General features: G+C 41.8%; 15 protein-coding genes and 1 tRNA gene. 8 read left to right on the forward strand and 8 right to left on the reverse strand.

Features of this window, described 5'->3' with window-relative positions:
- The first annotated feature begins 92 nt into the window (after positions 1 to 92).
- The 6 genes from ACI2JM_RS08935 to ACI2JM_RS08960 all read left to right on the forward strand — a co-directional run bounded on the left by ACI2JM_RS08935 (position 93) and on the right by ACI2JM_RS08960 (position 9,179).
- Entirely contained in the window at positions 93 to 1,628 is a 1,536-nt protein-coding gene (locus tag ACI2JM_RS08935) for a type I restriction-modification system subunit M (RefSeq protein ID WP_404643652.1), read from the forward strand.
- Complete coding sequence (locus ACI2JM_RS08940; RefSeq protein ID WP_404643654.1) at positions 1,618 to 2,859, forward strand: restriction endonuclease subunit S; 1,242 nt, start codon at positions 1,618 to 1,620, stop codon at positions 2,857 to 2,859. Before ACI2JM_RS08935 ends, ACI2JM_RS08940 begins: the two co-directional genes overlap by 11 nt.
- Complete coding sequence (locus ACI2JM_RS08945) at positions 2,859 to 4,076, forward strand: DUF6161 domain-containing protein (RefSeq protein ID WP_404643656.1); 1,218 nt, start codon at positions 2,859 to 2,861, stop codon at positions 4,074 to 4,076. Before ACI2JM_RS08940 ends, ACI2JM_RS08945 begins: the two co-directional genes overlap by 1 nt.
- A 47-nt stretch (positions 4,077 to 4,123) precedes the next feature.
- Entirely contained in the window at positions 4,124 to 4,867 is a 744-nt protein-coding gene (locus ACI2JM_RS08950; protein ID WP_404643658.1) for a hypothetical protein, read from the forward strand.
- 147 nt (positions 4,868 to 5,014) lie between these two features.
- Positions 5,015 to 8,326, forward strand: a complete 3,312-nt coding sequence (locus ACI2JM_RS08955; RefSeq protein ID WP_404643744.1) for a type I restriction endonuclease subunit R — start codon at positions 5,015 to 5,017, stop codon at positions 8,324 to 8,326.
- 28 nt (positions 8,327 to 8,354) lie between these two features.
- Entirely contained in the window at positions 8,355 to 9,179 is an 825-nt protein-coding gene (locus tag ACI2JM_RS08960; protein ID WP_404643660.1) for a M48 family metallopeptidase, read from the forward strand.
- Between the two features lie 450 nt (positions 9,180 to 9,629).
- Here the strand turns inward: ACI2JM_RS08960 and ACI2JM_RS08965 are convergent, their stop codons facing one another.
- From ACI2JM_RS08965 to ACI2JM_RS08980, 4 genes are read right to left on the reverse strand one after another with little or no spacing between them, the layout of a single operon-like run.
- Positions 9,630 to 9,950 (reverse strand): hypothetical protein, encoded by a 321-nt coding sequence (locus ACI2JM_RS08965; RefSeq protein WP_404643662.1) that lies wholly within the window; start codon positions 9,948 to 9,950, stop codon positions 9,630 to 9,632.
- 10 nt (positions 9,951 to 9,960) lie between these two features.
- Positions 9,961 to 10,251: a hypothetical protein gene (locus ACI2JM_RS08970; RefSeq protein ID WP_404643664.1), complete on the reverse strand. Its 291-nt coding sequence runs from the start codon at positions 10,249 to 10,251 to the stop codon at positions 9,961 to 9,963.
- A complete protein-coding gene (locus ACI2JM_RS08975) occupies positions 10,248 to 11,444 on the reverse strand; it encodes an Arm DNA-binding domain-containing protein (RefSeq protein WP_404643666.1) in 1,197 nt (398 codons plus the stop codon). Before ACI2JM_RS08975 ends, ACI2JM_RS08970 begins: the two co-directional genes overlap by 4 nt.
- Before the next feature lie 11 nt (positions 11,445 to 11,455).
- Positions 11,456 to 11,671: a hypothetical protein gene (locus ACI2JM_RS08980; protein WP_404643668.1), complete on the reverse strand. Its 216-nt coding sequence runs from the start codon at positions 11,669 to 11,671 to the stop codon at positions 11,456 to 11,458.
- 117 nt (positions 11,672 to 11,788) lie between these two features.
- Here ACI2JM_RS08980 and ACI2JM_RS08985 point away from each other — a divergent pair, with 117 nt between their 5' ends.
- Positions 11,789 to 12,016 carry a helix-turn-helix domain-containing protein gene (locus ACI2JM_RS08985; protein ID WP_404643670.1) on the forward strand — a complete coding sequence of 76 codons (228 nt, stop codon included), beginning with the start codon at positions 11,789 to 11,791 and terminating at the stop codon, positions 12,014 to 12,016.
- A gap of 230 nt (positions 12,017 to 12,246) precedes the next feature.
- Here ACI2JM_RS08985 and ACI2JM_RS08990 read toward each other — a convergent pair.
- Positions 12,247 to 12,323: transfer RNA gene (locus tag ACI2JM_RS08990), tRNA-Val, on the reverse strand.
- A 307-nt stretch (positions 12,324 to 12,630) separates the two neighbouring features.
- Between ACI2JM_RS08990 and ACI2JM_RS08995 the strand changes: the two genes are divergently transcribed.
- A complete protein-coding gene (locus ACI2JM_RS08995) occupies positions 12,631 to 13,608 on the forward strand; it encodes a glutathione S-transferase family protein (protein ID WP_404643672.1) in 978 nt (325 codons plus the stop codon).
- A 104-nt stretch (positions 13,609 to 13,712) separates the two neighbouring features.
- Here the strand turns inward: ACI2JM_RS08995 and hemB are convergent, their stop codons facing one another.
- The 3 genes from hemB to ACI2JM_RS09010 form a co-directional block, all read right to left on the reverse strand.
- Positions 13,713 to 14,720 carry a porphobilinogen synthase gene (gene hemB / locus ACI2JM_RS09000; protein WP_404643674.1) on the reverse strand — a complete coding sequence of 336 codons (1,008 nt, stop codon included), beginning with the start codon at positions 14,718 to 14,720 and terminating at the stop codon, positions 13,713 to 13,715.
- Positions 14,721 to 14,961: 241 nt separating this feature from the next.
- Positions 14,962 to 16,773, reverse strand: coding sequence for an efflux transporter outer membrane subunit (locus tag ACI2JM_RS09005; RefSeq protein ID WP_404643676.1), 1,812 nt, complete (start codon positions 16,771 to 16,773; stop codon positions 14,962 to 14,964).
- Positions 16,770 to 20,000 carry an efflux RND transporter permease subunit gene (locus ACI2JM_RS09010; RefSeq protein WP_201554406.1) on the reverse strand — a complete coding sequence of 1,077 codons (3,231 nt, stop codon included), beginning with the start codon at positions 19,998 to 20,000 and terminating at the stop codon, positions 16,770 to 16,772. Before ACI2JM_RS09010 ends, ACI2JM_RS09005 begins: the two co-directional genes overlap by 4 nt.
- Positions 20,001 to 20,028: the final 28 nt, after the last annotated feature.

Raw genomic sequence — 20,028 nt, forward strand, 5'->3', positions numbered from 1 at the left:
ATGATTGTCAGTTTAAGATATCGACCGTATACCCTGCTATCATTACACCACTATAACAACCAGCAATTTTCCAGCGCGTTAAGGAATAACAAATGCCTGCCAGTACCACTGATAATATTACCCAAATCAATCAAGACGACATCAACAAAGCCGTGTGGAATGCCTGTGACACGTTTCGCGGGGTCATCAGCGCCGATACCTATAAAGACTTTATCCTAACCATGCTGTTCCTAAAGTACCTATCTGATGTATATCGCGATGAGTACAACAAGCTGGTCGAGCAGTTTGGCGACAATCCTGAGTTGATCCATGCCATGATGTCCAAGCAGCGTTTTGTACTGCCTGAAGGTGCCAGCTTTTGGGACTTGTATGATCTGCGTCATCAGCCGGGCAATGGTCAACGTATTGACGAGGCGCTACACGCTATCGAAGAAGCTAACGGCACCAAGCTCAAAAACGTCTTCCAAGACATTAGCTTTAACACTGATAAACTCGGTCAAGAAAAGCAAAAGAATGAGCTATTACGCCATTTATTAGAAGATTTTGGCAAAGATATTCTGAATCTCTCTGCTGAGCGTGTCGGTAGCTTAGACGTGATTGGTAATGCTTATGAGTATTTAATCAAGCATTTTGCTGCCAGTAGTGGGGCGACGGCTGGCGAGTTCTATACGCCGCCCGAAGTGTCTAACTTACTGGCGACTATCCTTGAGCCTGTCGAAGGTGATGAGATATGTGATCCAGCCTGTGGTTCAGGGTCGCTCCTCATTAAATGCGGGGCGATGGTACGCAAAAACTCAAACTCTAAAAAGTATGCGCTATACGGTCAAGAAGCCATTGGCTCGACATGGGCACTGGCCAAGATGAATATGTTCCTACACGGTGAGGACAACCACCGTATCGAGTGGGGCGATACCATCCGTAATCCGCTGCTATTCGATAAGGACGGCAAGCACTTATTACAGTTCGATGTGGTGACCGCCAATCCGCCGTTTTCATTAGATAAATGGGGTCATGAAGATGCCAGTAGCGATCCCTATGGTCGCTTCCATCGCGGTGTACCGCCCAAGACTAAGGGCGACTATGCGTTTATCAGTCATATGATCGAAACGCTTAAACCAAGCACTGGTCGTATGGGTGTGGTCGTGCCACATGGCGTGCTGTTCCGTGCGTCAAGTGAAGGTAAAATCCGTCAACAACTTATTGAAGAAAACCTACTTGATACGGTGATTGGCTTGCCAGAAAAACTGTTCTTTGGGACGGGTATTCCAGCGGCTATTTTGCTGTTTAAGAAGAACAAAACTGATGACACGGTGTTATTTATAGATGCCAGCAATGAGTTTAAATCAGGTAAAAACCAGAACCAGCTGACCGAAGACAATATCGCTAAAGTCATTGAGACGTATAAAGCGCGTGAAAACGTAGATAAATACGCGTATCTAGCGAGCTTTGATGAAATTAAAGAAAATGACTTTAACCTAAACATTCCACGTTATGTCGATACCTTTGAAGAAGAGGCGGAGATTGATCTAGACGCGGTGCGTGCTGAGCGTATTCAGTTAAAAGCTGAATTAGAAAGTCTAGAGACTGAGATGGCAGGGTTTTTAAAGGAGTTGGGTTATGGTGCCTAATGAGATTTCTAAGCTTGAGCTTATACAAGCTAGAATTGGCTTTATACCTAAAGGATGGCAACTCGATAAAGTTGGGGAAGCCTTAAATATAAAGAATAATTTCCGCAAGCCCATAAGCCAAGAAGTACGCTCACTTATTCCTGGTCCTTACCCATACTACGGACCGACTAAAATCCAAGATTATATTGCTGATTATGAACAAGATGGTACATATGCGTTGATTGGTGAGGATGGTGATCATTTCCTTAAATATGAAACAATGCGTCAAACACAGTTTATTAGTGGAAAATGTACCGTTAATAACCATGCACATATTATTGAAAGTTCAGATACATGCGATTCCGAATGGTTTTATATATATTTTCAACACCGTAACATTACTAACTTTCTATCAAGACAAGGTGCTGGACGCTTTAAATTAAATAAAGCTACTTTAGAAAAGTTACCTATGTTAGTTCCACCACTTCCAGAACAACAAAAAATCGCCAAAATTTTATCCACTTGGGATAAAGCGATTAGTACCACTGAGCGTTTGATTGAAAATAGTACCCAGCAGAAAAAAGCATTGATGCAGCAGTTGCTGACGGGTAAAAAGCGTTTGCTTGATGAGTCGGGTGAACGGTTCAAGGGTGAGTGGGAAGAGGTTAAGCTTGGTAAGATTTCTGATGTTAGGGATGGAACTCATGACAGCCCTGAGTTCATAGATGTAGGCTATCCTCTAATTACCTCTAAGAACTTACTATCTTCAGGCAGATTAGACTTATCAAATGTTAAATTCATTTCAGAAGAGGATTATCTTCAAATCAATAAACGCTCAGGCGTAAATGACGGAGATATCTTATTTGGAATGATAGGAACAATTGGTAATCCAGTTAAAGTGAAATCATCTAATTATGCAATAAAAAATGTGGCTTTGATAAAAGAAACAGGAGGTTTGTTAAATGGCTTCTTGATTTATTACTTATCGAGTCATGACATAGATAAGCAAATCCATAGGTTAAATGCTGGCGGCACACAAAAATTTGTTGCTTTAGGTGTTTTACGTAATTTAGTGATCAGGCTTCCAACTCAACAAGAACAACAACAAATCGCCACTGTATTAACCAATGCCGATAAAGAAATTGATTTGCTTGAGCAGCAATTGGCTGATTTACAGCAAGAGAAAAAGGCGCTGATGCAGGTGTTGTTGACGGGTAAGAAGCGGGTGGTGATTGATGGGGAGGTTGTTTGATGGATATAAACGATTTAAGAAACATTGATGTTCAAGATGATGAAAGTAGTTTTGACTTCAAAGATATGTTGGGTATAAAATTTAGTGTCTCTAACTTTGAGGAGTTAAAAATATTTATAGATGATGAGTTTGATTTTTGGGTTAAATATGAAAATGAACTAACACATCTAGAAGATTTAGGTTACTCGAATAACAATGCTCCTTTGATATTAATGCAATATTCACTACGTCTTTTGGAAGAATTGAAAGATCAGTTACAGAGGCTCTCAGTTGATGACTCTATAAGCATTGAATATATCAATTCAAAACTTAATGACCTAAGCTCATACTGGTTATCTTCATCGCACCCTTTTGTAGTTAGAGGTCTTAATATTTTAGAAAAACAGGGTGTGAGGACTGCAAATGCATTTTTCGAAGTTTTTGTAGGTAGTGTCAATATTGATAACAATCGTGACTCATTATTTGGTTTAATTCTTGCGTATGAATTCGAAATGCAAGATGAAGAGAGGCTAACCTCTCGCAGAAATGCGGAAGAAGCCTCCATTGATCAATTAAGGAATGAGATATTAGCAATAAAGAATAAATTATTTGAAGAAGCAACTGAATCTCAAAATATATTTAAAAATTGGATTACAGATGCAGCAAAAAAATATAACGATACTAGTCAAAAACAAGTAGATAAGTTCAAAAAAGAACATGAAAAATGGTCTGAGAAAGTCAATAACCTTGAAAATACTTATCAAGAAAAGTTAAGGCTTGAACCTGCTGCAAGCTATTGGAGTAAAAAAGCTGAAGACTATAAAAAGTTAGGCAATCGATGGGCGATAATTCTTTCAGTATTCGTCGCTGTTGGACTTGGCATTTTTGGTGTTTTATTTTATACGTGGGTAAATACCCAAAGTACGGCTATAAGTATAGATAGCCTGCAAGGGGTTGTTCTATTTATTACCCTTTTGTCAGTCTATGCTTTTGCTATAAAAGCACTTTCAAAACTGGTGTTTAGCTCTTACCATTTGCAACGTGATGCAGAAGAACGTGAGCAATTGACCTATCTATATCTATCATTAACTCATGAAAAAGATGATTTTGATACCGATGCACGAAGTATTGTATTACAAGCCTTGTTTAGCCGAGCAGATACAGGACTTATATCAGGTGATTCTAGTCCAACAATGCCTGGGGTACATGAAATTATTAATGCATCATCGAATAGATAGAAGCGTAGTGTGCGTGTCAGCGCATCGATTAAAAAAAGAGAAAATCAATGAATGTAGAGAGCTTTAAAGAGCTTTATGATAGTTTTGGTGTATGGGCACCAGTAATCATAGTTTCAATTACTTTGATAAGGATATTACTAAACCCCCAGAAGCTTAGAGAGTTTATGGATACATTTTCGTACGCTCGCCGAAGAAGTATTAGAGATAAAGAAAAGTCTTTAGAATCACCATATCTAGACTCACTAACTCGCGAGAGTATACAAAAGCAAATAGCCGAGGACTACTTTTATCAGTCTACAGGCATGAGGTTAGACTTTTATTTACGTCATGCTATATTGCAGTTATATGAGTATTCAAAGGGGAGTATAACCTTATCTAACTTTAAGAGATCTAAAATTCATCTATCTTACGAGGATAATCGACTTAAAGTTTCTATAAATAAATTTGAAAAATTGTTTGGAATATTCTCTGGTATTTTCTTCTTAGTATTGTCTGCTATAGCAACATTCTTAACGTTATACCTTATAAGCTTTTTGCTTATGACAGACTCTACTAATATTTTATCTAAAGATGATATAGGTTCTGCTATTGTCATCATTATCTATATTATAGTGATGTTATGGGGCTCATTTTTATTTCTAAATATTTTTTCTGAAATGAAAAATTCTGAGAAAATTGAGAAGTATTTGAATGAAAATCCTGATTTTAATGACGTGTATTTAACGAAAGAATCAGTGTTTGATATATCTGCTGATAGGACACAAGCCATCGAAAATCAAGATGAGTCGTAAAGTAACTATAAAGCTGACTCTGCCATCACCGCCACGCTAAGCCCTTTGGGTAACACGCAACATTGGCGGTTCTTCTTTGCCTTTTTTATGACATTATCAGTTACAATCGATAAGACCAAACAAACGCTATGTCTAAAATGGGTAAATATGACCAATCCTAGCATTAACTTCCAAGAAGAATTCAGCTCAAAAATCCCTGCCTTAACCTTGCTTACCACCTTGGGGCACGAGTTTATTTCGCCCAATCAATGCAATGCCATGCGCTCAAAAGTAGCTTCAAATAAGGCTACTGACCAAGTTGTATTACTGCCTATCATGCTTGCGTTTTTAACCAAGCAGACTTTTACGTTTGAAGGTAAGGCGCATCATTTATCAGACAGCGCCATTGATAAGATCATGCATGAGCTGAACCCCGCAATGAATTTAGGCTTGCAGGCTGCAAATGAGGCGCTATATAACGCCATGCTCTATGGCGTGACCGTGACGGAGTTTATCGATGGTAAGAAAACTTCGCAGACCATCGCTCTGATAGATTGGAATAACATCGACAATAATAGCTTTCACGTTACCGAAGAGCTGGTCGTACTCAATAGTGAAGGTACGAGTAGTCGTAGGCCAGATATTGTCTGCTTTGTGAATGGTTTACCGCTGGCAGTGGTCGAAGCCAAACGTCCTGACTCCAGTAGAGAGTGGCAATCTACCAATGCCCAAGCGATGTCCCAACATATTCGCAATCAACATCAAAAAGAAATACCGCATCTATTTGCCTATAGCCAGTTATTACTAGCGGTCAATGGTAATGACGGTCTGTATGCTACCTGCGGTACGCCTGAGAAGTTTTGGGCAAAATGGGTCGAAGAAGAAATCTCTGAGCCTGAGTTTCATCGTTTAAAGAACCAAGCACTCAGTCCTAAGCAAATTAATAACCTATTTGATCATCGTCCTGTCTCTATTGCAGATGAATATAAGTCATTGATTGCTGGCGGTGATCTAGCCGTCACCGACCAAGACCGCTTAATCATCAGCCTTTTGCAGCCACAGCGTCTGCTTGAAATGACACGCATGTTTACCTTGTTTGATAAAAAGGTGGGCAAAATTGTTGCCCGTTACCAGCAAGTCTTTGGCATCAAAGCCCTGATTGAGCGTATCAGCACTTTTGACGGCTCTGATGGTAAGTCGGGTAGTCGGCAAGGTGGTGTCATTTGGCATACTACAGGCAGTGGTAAATCATTCACGATGGTATTCTTCTCCAAGGCGCTTATTTGGTTAGAGGAGCTCGCCAAGTGCCGTGTCATTGTGGTCACCGACCGTGTTGATCTTGAAACTCAGCTTAGTAAAACCTTTGCTTCTGGTGGTGTGCTTAGTGATCGCGATAAAACTGATGCCATGGCAACCTCTGGTCGCCGTTTAGCTCAGCAAATCGGTCACGGTAACGAGCGGGTTATTTTTTCCATTATTAATAAGTTTGGCTCAGCCGTTAAATATGATGAATGTTATAACGACAGCCCAAATATCATCGTTATGGTCGATGAAGGTCACCGTAGCCAAAACGGTGAGAATAATATCCGTATGGCGCAAGCCTTGCCAAACGCTGCTTTTATTGCCTTTACGGGTACGCCATTGCTTAAGGATGATAAGACTGAAAACAAATTCGGTAGCATTATTCACTCTTATACCATGCAGCAAGCGGTTAAAGATAAAACGGTCACGCCACTCTTATACGAAGAGCGTATCCCTGAGCTTAATACCAATGACCAAGCCATTGATGCTTGGTTTGACCGTATCACCCAAAAGCTGACCGATGATCAAAAAACTGACCTCAAACGTAAGTTCTCCCAAAAAGGTCAAATCTATCAGGTTGAAGGTCGTATTGAGCTTATCGCTCATGACATCTCTGATCACTTTCAAAATTTCAAACAGCAGCATCTAAAAGGTCAGTTGGCTTGTGACTCTAAAGCCTCAGCTATCCGCTATAAGATGGCGTTAGATAAGATTGGCAAAGTGACCTCAGTGGTTGCTATGTCACCACCTGATACTCGTGAAGGGCATGACACCGTCGATGGCGAATCAAAAGACATTGTCCAGAACTGGTGGCAAGCCAATGTCGCCAAAGAGTATGGCGGTGATGAAAAAGCCTATACCAAAGCTATTATAGAAGCCTTTAGTCAAGACGATGGTCCGGATATTATGATTGTCGTTGATAAGCTATTAACGGGCTTTGATGAGCCAAAGAATACCGTGCTGTATATCGATAAACCGCTAAAGCAGCACAACCTCATTCAGGCGATTGCACGGGTAAACCGCTTGCATGAGAAGAAACGCTTTGGTTATCTGATTGACTATCGTGGCATCTTAAAAGAGCTGGATATCACTATTGAGAAATACCAAGATTTAGCCGAGCGTACGCAAGGTGGCTTTGATATCGAAGACCTCAAAGGTCTATATAACGCGATGGATACCGAGTATAAGCAGCTACCAAGACTGCATAGCGAGCTGTGGGCGATATTCTCATCAGTGAAAAACAAGCAAGATGGACAAGCGCTAAGGCAGGTGCTTGCACCAAAGATGCAGGAAATCGATGGCAGGGTAGTCGATACCAAGCTCAAAGAGCGTGATGACTTTTATGCAGCTTTAACCGCATTTTCTAACGCCATGAAAATTGCGCTGCAATCAGCGTCTTTCTTTGAAGACAAATCATTCGATAACAAACGTGATCGCTACAAAGCCGATCTAAAAGCCTTTGTTAATCTACGCAAGCAAGTGCGCGAAGATGCTGATGAAACCATCGATTACGATGAGTATGAAGCAGATATTCGCAGCTTACTCGATAAGCACATTGCAGGGCTTGAGGTGAAAGAAGCAAAGGGCGTTTACCTTGTCGATAATTTAGGTAAGAATGTTAAGCCTGAAGCGATGAGTGAGGATGAAGCTCGTAACCAAACGGATAAAATCACTGGTCGGGTGACCAAGATGATTGAGCAAGATTTGGCTGATGATCCTTATGCCCAAGAGTATTTTTCTAAATTGCTCAAACAAGCGATTGCGGATGCCAAGGCAATGTTTGATGCACCCGTGAAGCAGTACATGATGTTTGCTGACTTTGAGCAAGCTGTCAAAGACCGTGATGTCGCTGATGTACCGAATGAGTTTGTCGATGATAGTGGTAAATTGAACAAACATGCCCAGGCGTACTTTGGTTTGTTTAAGCACTTATTTGGTGCCGACTTCTTAGCGGATAAAGCGCTAGATAACGACAAGCTAGTCGCTTACGCCTTTGAGATTGATAATATCGTTAAAACAGCAGTGGCTGAGTATTCTATTAATCCAGCAGAGATCGAAAATGCTATTAGTGTCAAATTGCTGCCGATGTTATTTATGGATTTGGGTATCGATAAAGCGCAACAGCTCATCGAGGAAGTGCTAAAGATTACCCGTCTTGGACTTTCGAGAGACAAGTAGCCTAAGAGCAGCAAGAGGGTAGTAGGTAATGACTGAGAATGGTGTGTTTTATTATGGTCAAGATAAAATTGACTATGAAGTTGTGCGTAAAGAAGTAACTTATAAAGAAAAGATAAACCAGCCTGAAAGCGACAAGCTGATTGCTAAAAAGACCAAGCCTCGAAAAGTGGTTATCAAGGTACATCCTGATCAGCGTGTGGTTGTGACCGCACCTGTCGATGCTACCGATGAGGTAATACATGATGCGATGATGAAACGCGCTCGCTGGATATGGCAGAGCCTACAGGCTTTTGCAAAACAGCAAGATCATGTATTACCCAAACGTTATGTCAGCGGCGAAACCCAGTTTTATCTAGGCCGTCGTTACGTGTTAAAAGTGATAACCAATATAGAAACTGCCAATGTAATACATAGCACTGTGAAGCTTAGTCACGGTAAGTTAAACGTAGAATTGTCTCAAAGTGATTCTGAGTTGGACACTGAAGAACGAGCTGTCTTAGTTAAACGTCTTATTGACGAATGGTATAAAAATAAATTTAGGTCGATCTCTGGAGAGAGGCTTGAAGCCTTGATATATAAGGCATCATGGGTAAAAAATAGTCCTTCATTGAGACTAATGTTAATGAAAAAACAATGGGGTAGCTGCTCTACTAAAGGCAATCTAATACTTAATCCACATTTGGTAAAAGCACCAAAGGAATGCATTGATTACGTGATATTGCATGAGCTGTGTCATATAGCTGAACACAACCACAGCGAGCATTTCTGGCGGCTACTAACGCAAGTAATGCCGAACTGGAAAGAAGTTAAAGCCAGACTTGATGGGATGGCTGAGCTATATTTGAATGAGTGAGTCATAATACTTTTATCGTAATTAGTATAAAAACTACCTTCAAAAAAGTAGCTAGCTATCAACTAAAACAACCCGCATCAGGCGGGTTGTTTTAAGCTCAGTTCTGACTAAATTTTTAGTTATGGCGTACCTGCATGCCTCACTTTAACTTACACAGTTAACATATGCCCTTTGGTTTTTGCCTCAGATGAGACTTTATCCCAGATTGGAAATTTCCACTTAAAAAGGTACAAAAGAATATCTTGATGATGTAGAGTCTTTATGATTAGATGCTTACGGGTTCTATGAGAAGGCTAAAGAAGCCAGTGTAGTTTGTAAGGTGTAATCTTATAAAAGTTTTAGTTAAAATATATCTAAACTGACTAAACTGAAAAAGCCTCAACTTACGAGCTGAGGCTTTTTTTATTTTTCCTATTTCAAACTAACCGCTATCTCTCACTATTTGAAGCTCTACCTACCTAAGACAAGCCGTCCACCAGAAAAACTGATACATCCCTCACAAAACCAAGAGTTTAATCGCCTTGCATAAGGTATATCTGCTGGAACATCTAATTGATAGGGACGACCACAGTACTCGCAGTGTATGTCATCTAAATAAACCTGACATTTTGTAAGCGTAGCAAACAATGCATCAACCTCCATGTTGTGGTCATAACAAAGCAATTCTAAATGCGCTATATAATTACTGGGCGACACATAAGACCAATACTCATGGCACAAACGCTTTTCTGCACACTCTAGAGCTAAATCAAAAACGAAGTTCATACTCATGATATCCTCCTTAGTATCCATAGCCAGTGTGTGGTAGTAGCTTGTAAAGCTCAATCTCCAACTGACCACGCATCTCATCAAGTATATAATCAGGATTAGCGTCTAAGCGCTTCTGTACCCATACCCGCATTGCCATATGATTATCGAAGCAGCTATCTACATTTAATAAACGAGCCAAACCAGTACCTGATTGAATACAGAGCTCACAAATTAGAGAGTTAGCCATATTATTTGCATCATTACTGATATAGCCACTAGGTTTAAACGTCGCATGCAGTTTATCGTAATCAATGATTTTCATTGTGACGTCTCCTTGTCAATAGATACTTGAGCAATCTGACTGCGATTGACCAATGCTTCAAATGCACTACCATCCTGCCTAGTCATATTCGGTACGTAACGGCTATACGTGTTAAATAGCATCTTGGTCGTAGAGTGTCCCATTTGGCTGGCTATCCACTCAGGACTTTCGCCAGCAGCTAACCAGAGCGTTGCTGCAGTATGACGGCTCTGATAGGCATTACGCTTCTTGAGACCTAAGATCTTAAGAGTAGGGTGCCAAACACGCTTATTCACGTTGTTATAATCAAGTGGTTCACCTGTATGCGCGCAAAACACATAGTCAGATCGCTTATAAGTGATCGTTTGCTGTTCTTTTAGAGCGTCATAGACCCAAGGTGACATTTGAATCGCACGGTAAGACTCTTGAGTCTTAGGAGGAACAATTTTGCCTTTAACATAAGCTTGTTTGATCACAATCTCACGTCGATTAAAGTCAATGTTCTCCCACGTCAATCCATCAATTTCACTTGTACGCATACCTGTAAAAAAACGTACCAGATAGTAATTGCGATAGTCTGCTCTTACACCATTGATAAACGTCCAAACCTCATTCAGTGTGAATGGTTGAATATCTGTTTTAGGCTGTTTTAGCGCATTGATATCGTAGTAGGGATTATCAAATTGATAGCGTTTAGCCGCTTCTTTTAGTATCATACCTAAAGGTACCATGATCGAATTGATGCGTGCCGCTGACAGATGTTTGTTAGCTTTTCCGTAAGTCACTTTGGCGAGGGATGAACGGAAGGCTAATACATCTGTCTTTTTTATGAGATGAATGGGCTTAGTCCCAAACTTAACAATCAAGTACATATCAATAATCTCCTTTATTTTGCGCTTGTAAGTATCACGCCATTCAATTTCTTTTTCAGAAAACCATAATCTTGCAAACTGCTCAAAGGAAGGCGTATTAGTGTTGATACATTCCTTGCGATCGTTCAACGCTACCATTTCTGCTGCTTTGTCACTTTTTGGAAAGTACTTAGCATAGTTGAACAAACCTAAGATGATTTCTGCTTCCATTTTCTCAATCACTTTCTCAAGCTTCTTGCGATTCGTCGGTGTGTCTGTCAGGTTTGTCGTCTCCCGACAGCGTATACTCATATAGTAAAAATCTACAACCAGCTTGCCGTATCTACTTCTGATACTAGCCATCCTATTTCTCCTTATTGAAGTGCCATGGCATTGATGCTACCGGCGACGCCAGTGCGCATATCTTTTTCAATCTCCTCCCAAATGTACAAAATCTTACGACCACCGAACGGGCGTATATAATGAATGCCCTCGATAAGCACACTATCCTTGAGCTCATTACGAATCGTACGAGGGTTGTATTTGATGAGCTCAGAAAACTCTTGGGTAGTTAGGTAGGTATGTGACATAATATGTTCCTTATATAAAGTTTAACCATAATAGTACTTTTAGATACCATAGTTGTAATTTACCATAAACTTATAACTATGCAAGTACTTTTTATAATTATAATTGGAGTTTATAAGATGATAGTTAACCATCTCCCAACTTTGTTAGCTGAAAGAAGGCTAAAAGTAGCGGATGCCGTACGAGCAACAGGAGTAAGCAAAACGACGTTGCACAAGATATATAACGATCAATCATCTAGAATTGATTTCGATACTATAGATAAGCTTTGCGAGTATTTAGAAGTAGAGGTGGGAGATATTTTTGAATATGTAAGAGAGGATGAAGAGAAAAATACTAAGAAATAGGTTCTAGCCTAGAGTTTGAAGTAGAGGTCAAAAAGAGGGTTTTAATTTTAATTGTTTTTAAGGGTCGGTCACGTTTTGGTCACCATTTGGTCACCGTCGCTTTTTCAAATGATTTAAAGCTGATTAAATAATCATGATTACGAGTCGATGCAAGCAAGAATTTTTCCCTACAGCCCATATATTACAGACAAAAAAAGCCCCAATCGTGAGATTGGGGCTTTCTAAATATTTGGTAGGCATAAGCAGACTCGAACTGCTGACCTCTACCATGTCAAGGTAGCGCTCTAACCAACTGAGCTATACGCCTATTTAGGTTGAGTATTCTATCAAGTTTTTGAGACTTTGCAAGCTTTATTTCTAATAAATTTTTTTATTAGCGTAATAATGACTATCACGCTTTATATTGAATGACTTTTAATGTTTTTTTTATGTAGTTATATTAAATAGTTATTGAAATTGGTTTATTTTTTATTGTCAGTAGAACTACAAATTTTAATAGCTAGGCAGTATATAACTGGTATCATTCTCAAAATAAAGTGAGGATTGTGATAATAGTTTCACAGTACTCATAGTTCACAAAAATTATATCAAAATAGAATGTTGAGGAGAGTGATATGGGTTTATTGGTTGATGGTCAATGGCAAGACAAATGGTATGACACAGAGGCGAGCGGTGGACGATTTGAGCGAGAAGATGCCGGTTTTAGAAATTGGGTCACGGTCGATGGCAGCGCAGGCTCATTAGGTGTTAGCGGTTTTAAAGCCGAAGCTGATCGCTATCATTTATATATCTCGCTTGCATGTCCTTGGGCACATCGTACCATTATTTACCGTCAGCTAAAGGGTTTGCAAGACCTGGTTTCGCTGTCAGTGGTGCATCCATTTATGGGCGATAAGGGCTGGACGTTTGCAGAGGGCGCAGGCGTGATAGCTGATCCTATTGTAAATGCGAATTACTTATATGAGATTTATACGGCGGCAAAGCCTGACTATACAGGACGGGTGACGGTGCCAGTATTATGGGACAAAAAAACCAATACCATCGTCAGTAATGAGTCCTCTGAGATCATTCGTATGTTTAACTCAGCTTTTGATGAGATTGGGGCACTAGCAGGTAATTTTTTACCAGCAGATTACATAGCGGAAATCGATGAGATCAATGCATTTGTCTATGATGCGATTAATAATGGGGTTTATAAATCGGGTTTTGCCACCAAACAATCCGTCTATGAAGAAGCAGTGACGGAGCTATTCGATGCATTAGAGACGCTAGAGGCACGTTTGACAGACCAGCGTTATTTGCTAGGTAATACGATAACTGAGGCGGACTGGCGCTTATTTACCACGCTGGTGCGTTTTGATGCGGTATATGTCGGACACTTTAAATGTAATATTCGCCGCATTGTTGATTATCCCAATCTTTGGGGTTATCTGCGTGATTTATATCAAGTGCCAGGTATTGCAGAGACGGTGAGCATCGAGCATATTAAGCAGCATTATTATACTAGTCATGCCAATATCAATCCCACGCGTATCATTCCTGTTGGTCCAGCGCTTGATTTTAATGAACCACACGAGCGTACACGTTTATAATTTTTAGTGAAGTTTTAATATAAGGTAATAAAAATCGCGCCAGCTGATTGATCACAGTTGGCGCGATAGATTGATGGTATAAATAAAAAGCTGCTTAATTTATATTAGGCATTATTCAACTGACGAGCGGCTTCTAGCGCAAAATACGTCAAAATGCCATCAGCGCCTGCACGGCGGAAACCAATCAACGATTCTAAAATCACCGCGTCGGTTAGCCAACCATTTTGAATCGCAGCCATGTGCATGGCATATTCGCCAGACACTTGATAAGCAAAGGTCGGTACGCCAAAGGTGTTTTTAACTTCACGAATAAGGTCTAGATACGGCTGACCCGGCTTAATCATGACCATGTCTGCACCCTCGGCTATGTCCATCGCCACTTCGTGCAAGGCTTCGGCACGATTACCGAAATCCATCTGGTACTGTTTCTTGTGTCCACCTTTTAGGTTGCCAGCACTGCCGACTGCATCACGGAACGGGCCATAGTATGCAGAAGCATATTTGGCAGAGTAAGCCATAATAGCGGTATTCACAAAGCCTTCGGCTTCAAAGGCGTCACGCATGGCTTTGATACGGCCATCCATCATATCACTAGGCGAGATGATATCAGCACCAGCGCGAGCGTGTACCAATGCTTGCTTGACCAATACTTCGACCGTTGCATCATTGACCACATAGCCGCTGTCATCGAGCAGACCGTCTTGACCGTGCGAGGTATAAGGATCTAACGCCACATCGGTCATTACCACCATTTCAGGCACAGCATCTTTGATCGCTTTTACGGTACGAGCAGTAAGGGCGTTTTCGTCATAAGCTGATTTGCCATCAGGTGTTTTTAAGGAATTATCAATAACAGGGAAGATGTCGATGGTAGTGACGCCCTCGCTTAATAATTCTTTGGCATAGTTGATCAGCAGGTCAATCGATAAGCGTTCAACGCCTGGCATACTAGCGATTGCTTCGCGCTTATTTTTGCCTTCTAAGACGAAGACAGGGGCGATAAAGTGCTTAGGATGCAGCTCAACTTCACGAATTATCGCGCGTACGTTATCGTTGTAGCGTAATCGACGTAGACGAGTTTCAGGGAATTGACGGTTAAAGGTATAAGTCATGATTTGTCCTCATTAGATTTTAGTCATTGTTATTTATCAGCTTGATTAAATAAGCTGTTTTGAAGCATATGTTTTTTTATATCACGGACATTAATAAGTGGATAAAAGTATGTGTAAGCTAATTTCCCTACTATAACTAAAAGCGCCTTACAAAAGCAAAAAGCCCTACCAAGTCGGTAGGGCTTTTTGTACTTATCGACTATCAATGTGAAGGAAATCACCTCACACTATTTATGAGTGTTTAAGGCTCAACGATCTGCGTGACCGGTACTTGCTCAACACTGGATTCGTTATACGTCGTCTGTTTGGTAACGACTCCTACGGCAGCATCTTTTTTGCCATCATTATTGACATCAACGACAGCGGTTGGCTCAAAAGTGGCCGTTTCCGAGGGTTGCGCTTGTTTAATGGCGTTTGCTTCTTGTGCAGAAGCAACTCGCGCTGAGCTAGCCGCATCGATAGCATTTGCCGCTTTTGCTTTATTGCTACTGGCAGGTAGATTCACTAGTTGCACTAAGTTTTTATGCGGTACAGGAATCGCCGTTGGTACATCCAGATTGGCACCGCCACCCAGCACTTGGTATAGCTCGACTTGGCTCACAATTTTTTGTAGCTCTAAATCCAAAATACCTTGCTGCGTTGAGAACAATGAACGCTGTGCATCTAGCACATCTAGATAGTTGGCAATACCTGCTTTAAAGCGTGCATCTGCTATCTGGAACGTTTGTTCAAAGTTATCTTGTAGACGGTATTGTGCTTCGAGCTGCTCACCCAATGTGGCTCGTGTCGCGAGTACATCTGACACTTCACGGAACGCAGTTTGGATAGATTTCTCGTAGCCTGCGAGCGTTTGTTCACGCTCAATTTTAGCCACATCGTAATTGGCGTCTAAGCGACCAGCGTCAAAGATAGGCACGCTAATGCTTGGGCCAAACGACCAACCGACAGCGCCGCTTTTGAATAAGTCATCTAAACTGCCGCTACTAACCCCAATGCTACTGGCTAAGCTGATAGACGGGAAATAAGACGCGCGTGCCACTTCGATATTGGCACCAGCGGCTTTTAGGTTGTATTCTGCTTGCAGTACATCTGGGCGATAACGTAGCAACTCACTTGGTAAGCCTGCACTAAATATCTGCTGGCTAGTGATGTTGCTGACTGCTGGTGTTGGAATTAGATTGGTTGGAATTGGTCCACCCACCAAGAACTGTAAGGCGTTACGTGATTTTAAAATGCTGCTTTGTGCCCGTAGGACAGCAAGTTTGGCATTTTCTAATGACGCACTGGCTTGCAAAGATGGCAGCTTCGGATCAATGCCTGCTTCAAAGCGTTTATCAGCGATAAACAGGGACTTTTCACGACTCTCAACCGTGGCTTCTGCCAGCTTTAACTGCGCTAAGCTATAGCTCAAGTTGGCATAGCTCTGAGCGATGTTACTAATCAAGCTGATTTGGGTCGAATCTTTGGCCGCTGTAGTGGCTAAGAAATTCTGTAGCGCTTGATCTTTTAAGCTAGCAATTTTACCCCAAAAGTCCAACTCGTAATTAGCCAACCCTAGGTTGACGTTATAGCTACTGTTGGGGTTTTTGTCGGTTCTATTTTGTGCTTGACGCGTGTATCCACCATTACCATTAATCGCTGGTAGATCATTAAGATCGGTAATCTGATACTGTGCGCGTGCTTTCTCGATTGCTAAACGAGCACTTTCAAAATCTTTGTTGTTCTCTAACCCTAAAGCAATCAAGCCCTTTAAACGCTCGTCACTATAAAAATTCTGCCAGCGTTGACCCGCAATACTTACTTGATCAGCGCTACTAACCGTTTCTTTATCGAATGCCCCATAGGTTTGTTCGATAGGGATATTTGGCTCAGCAAGCACAGGGCGCATATCTGCTTTTGGAATCGTGTTACAAGCAGCCATGCTCATCGCTAAAACGGTCAAGCCGATTAGGCGACCAGCATTTCTGCGCATATGTGAGCATGCTGGTTGCGCAGTGATAGCAATATTTGCTACCGCTGCTGAGTTGGTGTTATATGTTTTCTGAGCACTCATTGTGTATTGTCTCCAAAGCTTGCAGGCTGATAATTCTCAGAAGGCGTTGGGTTTTGCGGGTCAGGCGTACTATTATCATCATCTTTATCATTTGGTTTATTATTCTCGTATTTGTACGGGAACATACTACGTACCCAAATATAAAACATGGGAATAAAGAAGATACCTAACAATGTCGCGGTCACGACGCCACCTAGTACACTGGTACCAATGGCATTTTGACTGCCTGAACCAGGACCTGTGGCGATAAATAATGGCACAACACCTAGTCCAAAGGCAAGCGAGGTCATGATAATCGGGCGCAAACGTTGACGCGCTGCTGTCATAACGGCTTCTCTCAGACTATAGCCTTCCTCTTGGTGCTCTTTTGCAAACTCAATAATTAAGATAGCATTTTTAGCGGATAGACCAACGACTGTGAGTAGACCTACTTGCAAATAAATATCGTTATTAAAGCCACGTAGCCAAGTAAAGATGACTGCACCTAATACCCCAAGTGGAATGACCAATAGCACCGAGAAGGGGATAGACCAGCTTTCATACAAGGCTGCTAGACATAAGAATACCACCAAGATTGAAAGCGCGTATAGCATCGGCGCTTGTGCACCTGACTTTTGCTCTTCAAGTGACATACCTGTCCACTCATAGCCCACACCTTCAGGCAGATTCTCCATCATTGCTTCCATAGAACTCATCGCTTCACCCGTACTTAGACCGGGTGCAGCACTACCTTGAATATTCATCGATGGTAAGCTGTTATAACGGGTCAGACGCGGTGAGCCAGATTGCCATTCGCTGCTAGAGAACGCATCAAATGAAATCATTTCACCTACATCGTTGCGTACATACCATTTAGCAATATCTTCAGGATTAGTACGGCTGCTTGGTTCACCTTGAACAAAGACGCGTTTAATACGCCCGCGATCGACGAAGTCATTAATATAACTTGAGCCCCAAGCGGTAGAAATAACGCTATTAATACTAGCAAGTGACAAGCCATAAGCAGCGGCCTGCTCTTGATTAATATTCACTTTTAACTGCGGTGCATCTTCTTGACCATTTGGACGAACGCCCGCGACTTTGTCGTTTTGCGCAGCCATGCCAAGCAGCATATTACGTGCTTCGAGTAGACCCTCATGTCCAAGGTTACCGGTGTCTTGAATCATTAAGTCAAAACCACTGGCGTTACCAAGTTCGGTAATGGCTGGCGGTACAATCGCAAATACTTGTGCTTCATTTAATTGGGTAAAGAAGTAACCCATGGCGCGATCAGCGACAGCCTGTGCAGTGTTTTCTTCACCAGGACGATCAGCCCAATCCGATAAACGTACAAAGGCCAGTCCCATATTCTGCCCTTGTCCTGCAAAACTGAAACCTGCGATCGTAAAGACTGAAGCGATATTATCGCCTTCTTGGGTACTGTAATAATCACTGACTTTATCGAGCACTTCTTGCGTTTCATCAAGCGTCGCACCAGCAGGTAACTGAACCAAGGTAAACATAATACCTTGATCTTCTTCTGGTAAGAACGAGCCGGGAATACGTAAGAATACCACTGCCATAATACCGATAATGGCAGCATAAAGAATTAAGTATAGCCACTTCAAGCGGAAACTTTTGCCAACTAAATTCTCGTAACTACGACTGACTTTATAAAACGAGCGGTTAAACCAACCAAAGAAGCCTTTTTGCTCTTCTGTATTGCCTTTATCATGGCTCTTGCTACGCTTGAGTAAGGTCACACAAAGGGCAGGGGTAAAAATAAGCGCCACTAAGGCTGATAGCACCATGCTGGTAATCAAGGTGATAGAGAACTGACGATAAATCACACCTGTTGAGCCACCGAAGAACGCCATCGGTACGAATACGGCAGATAGAATCAGCGCAATACCAATAACGATTTTACTAATCTCGCCCATTGATTGTACGGTAGCATCCTTAATAGAGATATCAGGATCTTCTTCCAAGATACGCTCAACGTTTTCGACGACGACGATCGCATCATCGACCAACAGACCGATGGATAGTACCATGGCAAACATGGTCAAGACGTTAATACTAAAACCAGCGATGTAAAGTACAGCGAAGGTGCCAAGTAGTACCACAGGTACGGCAAGAGTAGGAATGATAGTCGCACGCCAGTTTTGTAAGAAAACGAACATAACGATAAATACGAGAACAATTGCCTCAAGCAGTGTCATAACCACTTGTTCGATAGACAAGCGCACAAATGGTGTGGTGTCATAAGGGATAACGGATGTTAGACCTGCTGGGAAGTTTGCTTCCAGCTCTGCCATACGAGCCCCAACGGCTTCACGAGTTTCCAGTGCGTTTGCACCACCCGCCAATGAAATACCAAGACCAGCTGCTTCTTTACCATTGTATAGCGACACTACGCCGTAGTCTGCACTACCAATCTCAACCTCTGCCACATCACCTAAACGCACTTTTGCGCCAGCGGTATCGGTTTTTAATAGAATGTTTTTAAATTCATCAGGCGTTTGTAGGTAGCTTTGAACCGTGACAGTCGCATTGATAACCTGTTGACTGGTATCAGCAGGTGCTTGACCTAGCTGACCGGCAGATACTTGGGCGTTTTGTGCACGTACTGCCTCAACCACATCCGCTGGTACCATGTTATAGCTACGTAAGCGCGCCGGATCTAACCAAATGCGCATGGCATAAGCAGAACCGAAAACTTGTACTTCACCAACACCTTCCACACGGCTTAACTGGTCAACAACGTTTGAGTTGACATAATCGGCGATATCCGCACGATCCATGCTGCCATCTTCAGAAATAAAACCTTGCACCATTAAAAAGCTGCTAGAGGATTTATTAACGTTGACGCCTTGACGCTGTACCGACTCGGGTAGTGAGCTCATGGCGGCTTGGAGTTTATTCTGTACCTGTACCTGTGCAGTATCAGAATCTGTACCATTTTCGAAAGTGAGCGTAATGGATGCAGCACCATTCGAGGAGCTCGATGACGACATATACATCAGACCATCAAGACCCTTCATGCGTTGCTCAATAATCTGAACGACTGAATCTTCAACCGTTTGAGCATTAGCACCAGGATAGCTTGCGCTGACTGAAATCGTCGGTGGTGCAATACGTGGATACTGCTCAATCGGTAAGTTAATGACCGATATCACCCCGATGAGCATGACTAAAATAGCCATAACCCATGCAAAAATAGGGCGATTAATAAAAAAACGTGACATAGTATATTCCTAGTCTTCCTATCTTTGA

Origin of the sequence: Psychrobacter sp. NPDC064578, assembly GCF_044901245.1 — a bacterium.
Lineage (GTDB): Bacteria > Pseudomonadota > Gammaproteobacteria > Pseudomonadales > Moraxellaceae > Psychrobacter > Psychrobacter cibarius_C.

What these genes read in the sequence shown, in the direction of transcription:
- ACI2JM_RS08935 (WP_404643652.1), top strand. Translation starts at nt 93, where the DNA reads ATGCCTGCCAGTACCACTGATAATATTACCCAAATCAATCAAGACGAC.
- ACI2JM_RS08940 (WP_404643654.1), top strand. Translation starts at nt 1,618, where the DNA reads ATGGTGCCTAATGAGATTTCTAAGCTTGAGCTTATACAAGCTAGAATT.
- ACI2JM_RS08945 (WP_404643656.1), top strand. Translation starts at nt 2,859, where the DNA reads ATGGATATAAACGATTTAAGAAACATTGATGTTCAAGATGATGAAAGT.
- ACI2JM_RS08950 (WP_404643658.1), top strand. Translation starts at nt 4,124, where the DNA reads ATGAATGTAGAGAGCTTTAAAGAGCTTTATGATAGTTTTGGTGTATGG.
- ACI2JM_RS08955 (WP_404643744.1), top strand. Translation starts at nt 5,015, where the DNA reads ATGACCAATCCTAGCATTAACTTCCAAGAAGAATTCAGCTCAAAAATC.
- ACI2JM_RS08960 (WP_404643660.1), top strand. Translation starts at nt 8,355, where the DNA reads ATGACTGAGAATGGTGTGTTTTATTATGGTCAAGATAAAATTGACTAT.
- ACI2JM_RS08965 (WP_404643662.1), bottom strand. Translation starts at nt 9,950, where the DNA reads ATGAGTATGAACTTCGTTTTTGATTTAGCTCTAGAGTGTGCAGAAAAG.
- ACI2JM_RS08970 (WP_404643664.1), bottom strand. Translation starts at nt 10,251, where the DNA reads ATGAAAATCATTGATTACGATAAACTGCATGCGACGTTTAAACCTAGT.
- ACI2JM_RS08975 (WP_404643666.1), bottom strand. Translation starts at nt 11,444, where the DNA reads ATGGCTAGTATCAGAAGTAGATACGGCAAGCTGGTTGTAGATTTTTAC.
- ACI2JM_RS08980 (WP_404643668.1), bottom strand. Translation starts at nt 11,671, where the DNA reads ATGTCACATACCTACCTAACTACCCAAGAGTTTTCTGAGCTCATCAAA.
- ACI2JM_RS08985 (WP_404643670.1), top strand. Translation starts at nt 11,789, where the DNA reads ATGATAGTTAACCATCTCCCAACTTTGTTAGCTGAAAGAAGGCTAAAA.
- ACI2JM_RS08995 (WP_404643672.1), top strand. Translation starts at nt 12,631, where the DNA reads ATGGGTTTATTGGTTGATGGTCAATGGCAAGACAAATGGTATGACACA.
- hemB (WP_404643674.1), bottom strand. Translation starts at nt 14,720, where the DNA reads ATGACTTATACCTTTAACCGTCAATTCCCTGAAACTCGTCTACGTCGA.
- ACI2JM_RS09005 (WP_404643676.1), bottom strand. Translation starts at nt 16,773, where the DNA reads ATGAGTGCTCAGAAAACATATAACACCAACTCAGCAGCGGTAGCAAAT.
- ACI2JM_RS09010 (WP_201554406.1), bottom strand. Translation starts at nt 20,000, where the DNA reads ATGTCACGTTTTTTTATTAATCGCCCTATTTTTGCATGGGTTATGGCT.